An 8,760-nucleotide genomic window follows, 5' to 3' on the forward strand; every position below is an offset into this window, starting at 1 on the left:
TAACAAAAAGTCGAACCAATAATTCCTAATCTATGAAAACTTACCTCTCAAGATCAGTACTGATCATTTTATTTGTATTTTCAGCCTATTTGGGCAGCAGTGCCTGCACCAATTTTCTGGTAACCAAAAGTGCATCAGCGGATGGGTCAACAATGATTACCTATGCAGCGGATTCGCATGTATTGTATGGTGAATTGTACTATCGTCCGGCAGCGGATTATCCGGATGGAACCATGCTGGATGTTTACGAATGGGATACCGGAAAATATCTGGGTCAGATTCCCCAGGTAGCTCATACATATTCTGTTGTAGGTAATATGAACGAACATCAGTTATCCATTGGTGAAACCACTTATGGTGGAAGAGAAGAATTGAGTGTCAAGGATACCAATGCCATTATCGATTACGGCAGTTTGATGTACATCACCCTCCAAAGGGCCAAATCGGCAAGGGAAGCCATAAAGGTGATGACTACACTGGTGGATCAATACGGATATTACAGCACGGGGGAATCCTTCTCCATTGCCGATCCCAACGAAGTATGGATACTTGAAATCATAGGAAAAGGCCCGGGAGACAAGGGTGCGGTATGGGTTGCCCGCAAGATACCGGACGGTTATGTTTCGGCACATGCCAACCAGGCAAGGATCAGAACCTTTCCCCTGGCTGAGGACAGCAATAAAAGCATCAAATTCAGTAACATCAATAAAATCTTCAATCCCAATATCGAAACGGTTTATTCCGACGATGTCATCTCCTTTGCCCGTAAAAATGGATGGTATGAAGGACAGGACGGCAATTTCAGCTTTTCAGATACCTATGCTCCGATGACTTTTGGCGGTGCCCGTTTTTGCGAAGTCAGGGTATGGTCTTTCTTTAAAGACATCCATGATGATATGGGACAGTATCTGGATTATGTAAAAGGCGATGATCTGGACAACAGAATGCCCTTATGGATCAAGCCGAACAAAAAAATTTCCGCACGTGACATGATGAATTTTATGCGTGACCATCTGGAAGGTACCGAACTGGATATGCGGAAAGATTTCGGTGCAGGGCCCTTCGACCGGCCATACCGGTGGAGGCCTTTGACCTGGGAAGTAGATGGCGAAACCTACTGTAATGAAAGAGCTACCGCAACCCAACAAACAGCATTCTCATTTGTAGCCCAGGCCAGGACATGGCTTCCCGATCCGATAGGAGGCATTCTCTGGTTTAGCGTTGATGATGCAGCCAGCACGGTTTACACCCCGCTTTATGCAGGCTTGCAGAAAGCCCCGGAAACTTATGCGGAAGGAAACGGCTCTATGATGGAATGGTCCGATAATTCAGCATTCTGGATTTTCAACCAGGTAGCCAACCTGGCTTACACACGCTATAACCTGATTCATCCCTATATTCACGAGCTACAGCAGGAACTGGAAAAAAGTTATACCCGGTATACCTCCATGGTGGATCAGAAAGCCCAGGAGTTATATAAAGAAGATAAGAGCAAAGCAGTGGATTTTGTGTCCGATTTTTCCGTGGATAATGCCAACTCACTCGTACATAAATGGAAAAGATTGTATCAGTTTCTCTTCATGAAGTTTATGGATGGTAACGTAAAAACTACTGATGACAGGGAGTTTAAAACCAATGGTACCGGGGTTGTCAGGCTGAAACAGCCAGGTTACAGCGAAGAGTGGTATAGAAAGTTAATCGAGGAAACCGGGGATAAGTTTAAGGTGCCGGAAAGCGAGGGGCACTAGATTGGATGATTGAGTGATTGATTGATTGATTGGGTGATTGGGTGATTGGGTGATTGATTGAGTGAGTGGATGCCTGCCCGACTGGGCTAGGCGCACCTGCCGACCCACCGAAGCGCAGTGGAGGTGGGATTGAATAATTAAATGAGGCTGAGACTAAGGTTAAGACTAAGAAAGAACATATTCAATTGTTAAATTGTCAAATTGTTATTGAAATAAGCTACAGGTTCATGCATTCGTCAACAATGTAACAATGTAGCAATTTAACAATGGATAGCACTGGTTCCAGTACCCAAATGAGCAAAATATGATTCATACAGGAATTTCAGGTAAAGTTATGCTATCCAAAAAAATATTTGTAATATTGCGCTCTGTTAATAAGGAATTGAAAAACGATAAATAGATACGGTCATGGACTTAATGAAAGAAGTTGAAAAGGAATTCGGCACTGAAAATAATATTCCCCGATTCAGGGCCGGAGATACGATTACGGTACATTACAGGATTAAAGAAGGAAATAAGCAAAGAATTCAGAATTTTCAGGGTATTGTAATCCAGAGAGCCGGTGAAGGCCTTGCACAAACCTTCACAGTAAGAAAGATCTCAGGTGGTGTAGGAGTGGAAAGAATTTTCCCTCTTTATTCCCCCAATATTGACAGCATTGACATCAACAAGCGTGGTAAGGTTAGAAAATCAAGAATTTATTATCTGCGCGGTCTAACCGGTAAGAAAGCCAAGTCCAAAATCAAGGAACGAAGGGGATAATGAAAATGGATTAAAATTTATCAAAAAAACCCGTCCCGCCTCTTTGGCAGGACGGGTTTTTTTTGTCTGAATCCACTAAATATTGTTCAATAAATTTATATTGTGTTTGTCCATAAAGCCAAAGAGATTTGAAAGAGTCTCGCCTGGAATGTTCGCTGGCAAGGCTTGCGAGTTTTGAATACCAAATGTAGAGACGTACGGCCGTACGTCTCTACCAGGTGTAATTGACTGGCATTCAAAACGAGCGTAACGCAGCCAGCGGATATTATAGACAAACTCTATATAGCTATAAGATGAGTACGGTTTAGAAAGCTAATTTTCATGCACAAAACGCCCTTTAGGCCAAACTCATAAGATCATTTCTTAGATCGTAAATCTTTTAATGGCGCTATTGTTCCCTAATCCGCTCAGCCCTCTCTTCTGCTTGTTGGATGATCTTTTCAGCTTTATTGTCTGCTTCGTCAACTAATTGCTCTGCCCTTTTATCAGCCTCCTGACGGATTTTTTCCGCTGATTTCTCCGCTGCCTTTCTCACCAGGAAGTTTTTACCCTCTGCTTCCTCTATGATCCTGTCTGCCTTTTTATCGGCTTCCCGTCGTATTTTTGCTGCAGTTTTCCTTGCTTCCTCTTTTATCTTTTCGGCTTTTTCCCGGGCACTGGCAATAATCTCTTCTGCCTTTTTAGCCGCCGATTCCCGAACCTGTTTTTCGGCCTCTTCTTTCTTTTGATCTATCTTTTCTTTAACGGTTTGTTGTACCTGTTCCTTTACAGAAGCACCGCCTGATCCTTTCCCAAAACTCAGGCTAACATTGGGATCTGAAAATTCTCCCTTAAGGTTGGCTTTAACATTCACCGTTTTGCCGGGATCAATATCCATCCCTTTAGAAGCGGCTAAATTCACCAGGTTATCAAATGCCTCATTGGCAGCACTACCCAAACCAGACCTGGGTATTTTCGTGTCGATCTGATAATCCATGGTTCGGCCAAAGCTCTGAGAACCGGAAATGGTCATATCCATACCGGCAAATCTAACATCAAAAGGTTTGACGATCAGGTTGCCATCCCTGAGAATAAAATTGACCCGTAGATCTTTTATACTTTGTTCCTCTGATTGGGTCAGCTTCAATGCGGATAAAAGCTTACCTAGCGAACGGCTGCCCCGGAGGCTGATCTTATCACTGCGGAGTTCACCAAAGCCGGTCACCGTCTCCATTACCGGATACATATTTTGCTTAAGCTCCGACATGTATTCCAGATCCATGGAGATGGCCCCACGGGCTCTCTTCATTATGGGCGCAATGCTGTCCATCATACTAAAGGATTTCAGGGCATTTTCCATTTGAATATCCTTCACGGCCAGATTGAAATTTACATAGGGCCGGGTAGTGTCCTGAGTGCTGTATTCACCGTCGGCGGCAAGATGACCGTCGAACAGGTCCATATCAAAGCCATCCAGGTAAACCTTCTGTTCCCGCACCAATATGGTGCCTTTGGCGTTTCGCATATCCATTCTGTCATAAAGAATATGATCAAAAGAAGAAGCCAGTTTGATATCCATACGTTCGGGCACCTCAAAAAGAGATAGTTCTGTGACTGCCGTATCCGGTGTTTCCTCTACTTCCTCTTCTGTCAGAAACTGATTGGTATTTAGATAATTGGACGAAAAGGTGAAGTCTCCCCGAAGCACTCCGTCCTTCAGTACATAATGCAGATAATTGGAAAGGTTGCCGGAAAAATGCAGATCGCTCTCCCCTATTTTTGCATCAAGCTGCTTCAGATTCAGATATTGGGGAGTAAAGACCATATCGGCATTCATATCCACCGGAGCAGGCAGATTCTTGCTGTCAAAAAAGAAATCCTTCAGCGTCACCGTGCCGTCTGCCTGAAAGGCATCATAATCCTCCTGCTCAATCATTGACAGGCTGCCTTTCAGTTTGAGATCGGAATTGATGGTTCCCCTGAGATCGGAATCTTCCATGGGTACTACATCGGCCAGATTGTCCAGAACAATTTTTCCATCCATCTTTCCGTCAATGGTAGGATCGCTTATTGGTGTACGCAGGTTGAAGGAAGCATCAAACGGACTACCGGCCAGTTCGATATGAAAATCCTCCAACTGCACCTTCGTGTTGTCTGGCTTTTTGCCATCAAAAAAGGTTTGCATTGAGATGGCAATGTTTTCCGCTTTTTTGGGCAGGTCGGGGTAGCTGAACATGGCATTTTCCACCTGAAGGTTCATATCCAGGGAAGGGAGAACCGTATCCTGATAATATCCTGAAACTTTGCCATTAAGTGAAAGCGCTCCTGTCGTCTCCAGGTCCTGAAAATCGCGCATGTAAATGGCCGGCACCAGAGATAGGAGGCTTTTAAAATCGGCTTTATTCGTGCCAAAAGTAATATCTGTGTTAATACGGCCGTTTTCAAGCATTTCAACCAAGCCGTCGAATTCCAGGGAGACTCCGTTCAATAAAAAACGGTTTTCACGGATGTGATATCTACCCCCGGCAATATTGGCTCCTATTCCCGATTCAAACCTGACGCTGGCTTTATTCAGATAACGGATGCCTCCCATCCTGAAATCCAGCGGGTCTAAGTTCAATACAAGATCCATTTCGGAAGAATCGGCGCCGAGATCTCCCTGAAGTTCAAAATCCAGGTTTTTCATGGAAGCCAGCATATCGGCCGTATTATCCTCAAAAACAACCTCGCCCTTTTCGATACGGAAAGTTTTCAGATTGACCCGGTAATCTGTGGGAGGTGCAGCAGAGTCGGCAGGTTCTTCCTCCACTTCTTCTGAGGGTTTCATTATATCCCAGTTGACAGCACTGTCCGCTGCCACTTTTGCATGTACCCTTGGTTTTATGAGGTATATGCCTTTCACGGCAATGTTCTTTCCGAACATACTGAACAGTTCCACTTCTGCATCAAAAGAATCAAAACGTACCAGCGTATCCTTTTCAAACTGACCTGTACCGGTTATAGTCAAATTGTTCATTCCTACATTCAGGTTGGGAAAGCGTTTGAACATGGAAAGCCTGACATCTTCAAATTCAACCCGGGCATTCACATTTTCATTAATGAGGGATTTCATTTGTTTCATTATATCGTCCTTAAAGACGTAAGGAATCACTATCATCAGAACGATCAGGGCAAAAATGATTATGGACAGGATCTTCAGCAATTTTTTCATAATTAATGTATTTAACAGTGGCTACTTCTTCAAAATTAACAATAATGGTTCATAATTTTTACGGAAAGAAAAAAAATTTGTTTAAAATAATTGGAGCTTGTCCATAAATTCAGATGCTGGTTAGAGCGTCTCGTCCAGAATGTTTGCTGGCCAGACTTGCGGGATTTGAATGGCAAATGTAGAGACGTACGGCCGTCCGTCTCTACCAGATATATTTGACTGGCATGAAAAACGAGCGTAATGCAGCCAGCGAACATTATAGACAGCCTCTAATTAATACCTGATAAAGGAACTTAATGACTAACCTATATACGATTTTAACCTGTCGGTACTGCTGGTTTGCCTAAGCTTCTCCAGCGCCTGGTTTTTTAATTGCCTTGTTCTTTCGGAAGAAAGATTGAACTGTTTCCCAATTTCTCCCAGAGGTAAGGAAGGTTTATTCCCAATACCATAATACAATTTGATAATGGTTGCTTCCTGTGTGGTCAGGGAGGAAAGAGCCCTTTCAACTTCCCGGGTAAGGGCCTCTTTCATGAGGTGTTCATCTGGAGCAGCATTGTCTTCACTTTTTATAATATCATACAGGCTGTCTTCTTCCTCGCCATCCAACGGGGCATCCATTGAGAGGTGCTTATAGGAAAGCTGCCGGGCTTCATCAATTTTTTCAGCGGACCATCCTAAAACCCGGGATAATTCTTTTGGTGAAGGTTCTCTTTGATGCTTCTGCTCCAGTTCAGAAAAAGCCTTGTTCACTTTGGAAATGACCCCGATTTTATTGACAGGCAGTCTGACAATTCTTGCATTTTCAGCCAAAGCTTGCAAAATAGATTGTCTGATCCACCATACAGCATAGGTTATAAATTTGAATCCCTTGGTCTCGTCAAATCTTCTCACTGCTTTAATTAAGCCGAGATTGCCTTCATTGATCAAATCAGCCAGGCTCAGACCCTGATACTGGTATTGCTTTGCCACAGAAATAACAAACCGGAGGTTGCATCTGATCAGCTTTTCAAAGGCTTCTTTGTCATTTTGTCTCAACCTCCTTACCAGTTCCACTTCCTCTTCCGGCGATAACAAAGCTTCCCGGTTTATTTCACTAAGATACTTGTCAAAAGACAATTCTTCCCGATAGGTAATTCGCTGAGTGATAGGGATGTCTTTCATAAAACCACATTAAACATTGGACCAGTAATTTTTAATAAATATATAAATTTTTAAAAATCTATACCAATAATGTGATTTCTTTTTATCGTTTTGTTGTCCTGAGTCGTAATGTTTTTTTTTATGTTATCAAGAGCTCGGTAGACGGGAGATTGTATAAAGGATTAACCAGCGATCTCCAAAAACGCATAAATGAACATAACAGAGGTAAAACCAAAACTACTAAGGCTTTTAAGCCTTGGGAACTTGTATATTACAAAGAATTTTCTACAAGAGATGAAGCCAGGCAAAGGGAAAAATATTTAAAGACAGGTGCTGGCAGAAGGTTTCTCAAATCCCTGGATCTTTAGATATTGACAGATTTGTTTTAAACATTAATGAGGTTCTCTACCCTGTAGCCCTATAGAAACATCAAAAATTTTATTATATTTGCATTCGCAAAGGAAGATGGACCTGTAGCTCAACTGGACAGAGCGTCTGACTACGGATCAGAAGGTTGGGGGTTCGACTCCTCCCAGGTTCACAGCCCCGCCAGCAAAGGCGGGGTTTTTATTTGGACTTTCCTGTCTTATTTTATTGAATGGATCCTACAAGGCAGCAAAATCAATGACTACGGATCAGAAGGTTGGGGGTTCCCCGCCTGCCCGATGGTCAGTCGGGCAGGGAGTCCTCCCAGGTTCACTTGGCCGGTTTTTCACAGACCGGCTTTTTTATATCAGCATTTTTCTGTCTTTTCTTATAAATGCTTATCATCTTAGGGAAGCTTATAACAATTTAAAAACTTTTCTATCTCTTTCTTAGCCTTAGCCTCAATCTCTTTCAGCAATATAACAATATAACAATGTAACAATGTAACAATGTAACAACTTATCATTCTCTTTCTCTTCCTTAGCCTTAGCCTTAGCCTCAGTCTCGCCTCAGCCTCATTCCAACAATTTATCAATTTAACAATGGATAGAAATAAGTATATTCGCCTCTAATTTGCATTCTTATAAATGGGTTCAGTCTAAAAATTTTTATTATGGCTCAAATATCAATTGTACCCGGGGAAAACATTGGAAAGAACTTCATCCCCCCGGAATACCTTCCCAAAGGTGAGGATGAATTCTACCAGCGTAACAAACAAGTTGCACATCCGGAACCGGAATGGAGACACCTGAAGGTGGATGAGGTGGAAAGACTGGTCAAAAACAGCAATTCTGCAGAGAATTGGGACAATTTATTGGTTACCGATGAATTTGACACCAGTCTGATTAAAAACACCAGATTTTTCGGACTTGTCAGGATCGGACGCGTACGAAACATCACGCTTCAGCATCACGACCTGAGAATGCCGGCCGGAATTACAAACAGTCTCATCATCTCCTGTGATATCGGTGATGATGTGGCCATCCATAATGTTCACTACCTGGCCCATTATATTATCGGCAACCAGAATATCCTGTTCAACATAGAGGAAATGCATACCACGGACCACGCAAAATTTGGCAATGGCATCCTGAAAGAGGGTGAACCGGAAGATGTCCGTATCTGGCTCGACCTGATCAATGAAGCGGGCGGACGGAGTATACTTCCATTTGATGGTATGATAACCGCTGATGCCTATCTGTGGGCAAAGTACGTGGATGACCAGCCTTTGCAGGAGAATCTTAAAAAGATCACTCAAAACAGTTTTGACTATCGCCGCGGTTATTATGGAACCACTGGAAAACATTGTGTGATAAAGAATTCTTCTATTCTAAAAGATGTTAAAGTAGGTTCCGATTGTTATATCAAGGGAGCCAATAAATTAAAAAACCTGACCATCAACTCTTCTGAAGAAGAAAATACACAGATCGGAGAAGGTGTGGAACTGGTCAACGGCATCATTGGCTATGGTTGTAAAATATTCTACGGTTC

At 42.8% G+C, this 8,760-nt stretch carries 6 protein-coding genes and 1 tRNA gene; 5 read left to right on the forward strand and 2 right to left on the reverse strand.

Annotation, left to right across the window (positions count from 1 at the left end; translation table 11 throughout):
* Nucleotides 1–32: 32 nt before the first annotated feature.
* Together KGY70_04135 and rplS are read left to right on the forward strand one after the other, a co-directional pair.
* Nucleotides 33–1,748 (forward strand): C69 family dipeptidase, encoded by a 1,716-nt coding sequence (locus tag KGY70_04135; GenBank protein ID MBS3774351.1) that lies wholly within the window; start codon nucleotides 33–35, stop codon nucleotides 1,746–1,748.
* A gap of 408 nt (nucleotides 1,749–2,156) precedes the next feature.
* On the forward strand, nucleotides 2,157–2,510 hold the full coding sequence (gene rplS / locus KGY70_04140) for a 50S ribosomal protein L19 (GenBank protein MBS3774352.1): 354 nt from the start codon (nucleotides 2,157–2,159) through the stop codon (nucleotides 2,508–2,510).
* A gap of 388 nt (nucleotides 2,511–2,898) precedes the next feature.
* Here rplS and KGY70_04145 read toward each other — a convergent pair whose 3' ends face one another.
* Nucleotides 2,899–5,700, reverse strand: a complete 2,802-nt coding sequence (locus KGY70_04145) for an AsmA family protein (protein ID MBS3774353.1) — start codon at nucleotides 5,698–5,700, stop codon at nucleotides 2,899–2,901.
* A gap of 300 nt (nucleotides 5,701–6,000) precedes the next feature.
* Entirely contained in the window at nucleotides 6,001–6,864 is an 864-nt protein-coding gene (locus KGY70_04150) for a sigma-70 family RNA polymerase sigma factor (protein ID MBS3774354.1), read from the reverse strand.
* 125 nt (nucleotides 6,865–6,989) lie between these two features.
* Between KGY70_04150 and KGY70_04155 the strand changes: the two genes are divergently transcribed.
* The 3 genes from KGY70_04155 to KGY70_04165 all read left to right on the forward strand — a co-directional run.
* Nucleotides 6,990–7,211 (forward strand): GIY-YIG nuclease family protein, encoded by a 222-nt coding sequence (locus KGY70_04155; protein ID MBS3774355.1) that lies wholly within the window; start codon nucleotides 6,990–6,992, stop codon nucleotides 7,209–7,211.
* Nucleotides 7,212–7,310: 99 nt separating this feature from the next.
* A tRNA-Arg gene (locus KGY70_04160) sits at nucleotides 7,311–7,384 on the forward strand.
* 498 nt (nucleotides 7,385–7,882) lie between these two features.
* Nucleotides 7,883–8,760, forward strand: an 878-nt coding sequence (locus KGY70_04165; GenBank protein ID MBS3774356.1) for a DUF4954 family protein, incomplete at its 3' end; no start/stop codon positions are given.

It is taken from the genome of Bacteroidales bacterium, assembly GCA_018334875.1.
Lineage (GTDB): Bacteria > Bacteroidota > Bacteroidia > Bacteroidales > UBA12077 > JAGXLC01.